This is a genomic window from Actinomadura sp. (genome assembly GCF_044508335.1).
In the GTDB taxonomy this organism is placed as follows: Bacteria; Actinomycetota; Actinomycetes; order Streptosporangiales; family Streptosporangiaceae; genus Spirillospora.
Window position 1 is genome coordinate 1 of sequence record NZ_JBIQHY010000091.1, and the last position, 2,234, is coordinate 2,234.

At 72.6% G+C, this 2,234-nt stretch carries 3 protein-coding genes; all 3 read left to right on the forward strand.

Features of this window, described 5'->3' with window-relative positions; all coding sequences use genetic code 11:
• Positions 1-1,190: SseB family protein (locus ACIWVC_RS25385; RefSeq protein ID WP_396450175.1), on the forward strand; the 1,190-nt coding region annotated here is incomplete at its 5' end.
• Positions 1,187-1,555, forward strand: coding sequence for a hypothetical protein (locus tag ACIWVC_RS25390; RefSeq protein WP_396450177.1), 369 nt, complete (start codon positions 1,187-1,189; stop codon positions 1,553-1,555). The genes ACIWVC_RS25385 and ACIWVC_RS25390, both read left to right, overlap by 4 nt.
• 71 nt (positions 1,556-1,626) lie before the next feature.
• Positions 1,627-2,234, forward strand: a 608-nt coding sequence (locus ACIWVC_RS25395; protein WP_396450178.1) for a hypothetical protein, incomplete at its 3' end; no start/stop codon positions are given.

A 2,234-nucleotide genomic window follows, 5' to 3' on the forward strand; every position in this document is an offset into this window, starting at 1 on the left:
CCGGCCACGCAGGCGGTATGGCCTTCGGGGCCGAGCACGCCGGTTCGCCGCACGGCGGCGGTACGGGCGCGTCCGACGTGCCGGGCATCGGGACGGCGGGTGTCCCGGCGGGCGAAGGGGTCTCCGGTCGGCCTGGTGCGGGGCCGCCCGGGGCAGCCGGGGCCGGGCCGGCGTTGCGGGCCGTGGAGCCGCCGTTCGAGCCGGGGAACCGCATCGACCAGGAGCTCTACGAGGCCGCGTTGGGCGCGGACTCGGACGCGTTCTTGCGGGTGCTGCTCAACGCGAACGTTCTCGTGCCGATTCCGGAGGCGGCGCCGCTTGAGGTGACGCCCATGCAGCGCGAGTTCCGCTGGGACGCCGCGCTGCGGGGCGAGTCGGCCGTGCAGGTGTTCACGTCGCTGGTCCGGCTGCGCGAGGTGCTGCCCGAGTCGCGGTTCGTGTACGCGGACTTCCGGGAGCTGATCGGCGCGTGGCCGCGGGACGACTGGGCGATGCTGGTCAACCCCGGGACGCGGATCGGGGCGTCGCTCCAGGGCGACCAGGTGCGGGCGCTCAGCGAGTGGGCGGTGCGGGTCGGGCTCGTCCCGGCGCGGCACGAGGTCCCGCCGCCGCCGCGGCCCGAGGCGGTGCCGGCGCGGCCCGAGGCGGTGCCGGCACAGCTGCCGACCGACCTGGACGACCCCGTCTCCTCCCCGACGATCATGCAGAAGGTCGTCCCGCACGGGCACGTCGCCTGGTACCTGGAGCAGGGCTACGACCGCGTCGGCGGGTTCGTGCACTCGACGAGCGACGTCGCCGACCTGCAGACGCCCGGCCAGCTGTACGAAGCGCTGGGGCTGCTGTACGACGGCTCCCCGTTCTCGCCCGCCGACGAGGGCGTGTACGTCATCCGGTGGCCCGCCTACTGCCCCGACCTGTACCGCATTCCCTTCGGCGGACGGGACGAGGCGGAGATGGCCGCCTGGGGCGACGCCGGCTGGGTAGTCGAGCGGCCGCCTTTCCTGGGCGGCGGGTTCGCGCCGGGGAGCGCCGGGTCCATCCGCGAGTACAAGGTCGACAGCGTCCGGCTCCCGTACGGGGCAGAGATGTACTACCTCGGCCGTGACCGGTCCGAGCGGTTCGTGGCGATGTACGACCCGGACCGGCTCGCCTGGCTCCGGCCGGAGACGAACGGACGGGAGGCGCAATGATCCGGGACGGGTACGTCGCGCGCTGGCTCGGACGCGATTTCGAGGCCGCGCCCGGCGCCGACGGCGAGGTCAGGCTCTACGCGCCCGGCCCGACGGACGGGTTCGAGGAGCTCCGTCCCGGACGGTACCGCCGGATCGTCCCCGCGTCCGAGGTGGAGGACCTCCGCTACGTCCGGACGACGTGCCGCTGGCGCGGCGAGCGCTTCGTCATCGTCGGCGAGCATGAAAGCTGGCTGCGCGTCGAGTACACGGGCGGCCGGGCCCCGGTCGCCGAAAACCTGGGCCTCGACCGCATCGACCTGGGCGTCTGGCAGGCGTGGGCTCCCGCGACCGAGATCGAGGACGTCCGGGAGGAGATGATCTGACGTCCGGCGGGGTTGATTTGGCCCGGGTATCCGTGTTCGCTTGATACCCGAGGCGATCCCTCGGGTATTGCGTGACGGGCACGGGCGCTCAACGGCGACGCGACGGAGGTGCTGCGGCGGTGATCTGCCGATCGGCAGTCAAACCGATGTTCATCGGTCTCGGCACGGCCGCGGTCCTGGCCGCCGGCGGCGCGTCCGCCCTTGCCGCGGACACACCGAGCCCATCCGCACCGGGCACCACGGCCTCCGCCGCCGGGAAACTGGACGTGCACGTCACCCCGGTCGCCGCGAAAGTCGATCCGAAGGACTCCTTCGACATCACGACGACCATCACGGCCGTCGGCGGCGAAGTGGCGGACGCCAAGGTCACGGACGTCGCGGCGACCCTCGATGGAACGACGGTCACCGGTGTCTGCGGCTCGCCGTTCACCGCCGAGGAGTGCGGAGTCGGAGACCTGGCCGACGAGAAGAGCGGCACCGTCAAGTCGACGCTGAACATCCCGGCGGACGGTCCCGACAGCACTACGGATTACAAGGTCACCGTGACCGTCAAGGCGGCCGGCCTCGACCCCGTCAAGGCGTCCATGACCATCACGTACGTCGTGCCCGAGTCTTCGCCTTCGCCGACGCCCACGACGAGCACGCCGACCCCGTCGAAGTCGCCGTCCAAGTCGCCGTC

Coding starts and splice junctions, on each gene's coding strand:
- ACIWVC_RS25390 (WP_396450177.1), top strand. CDS start 1,187: ATGATCCGGGACGGGTACGTCGCGCGCTGGCTCGGACGCGATTTCGAG.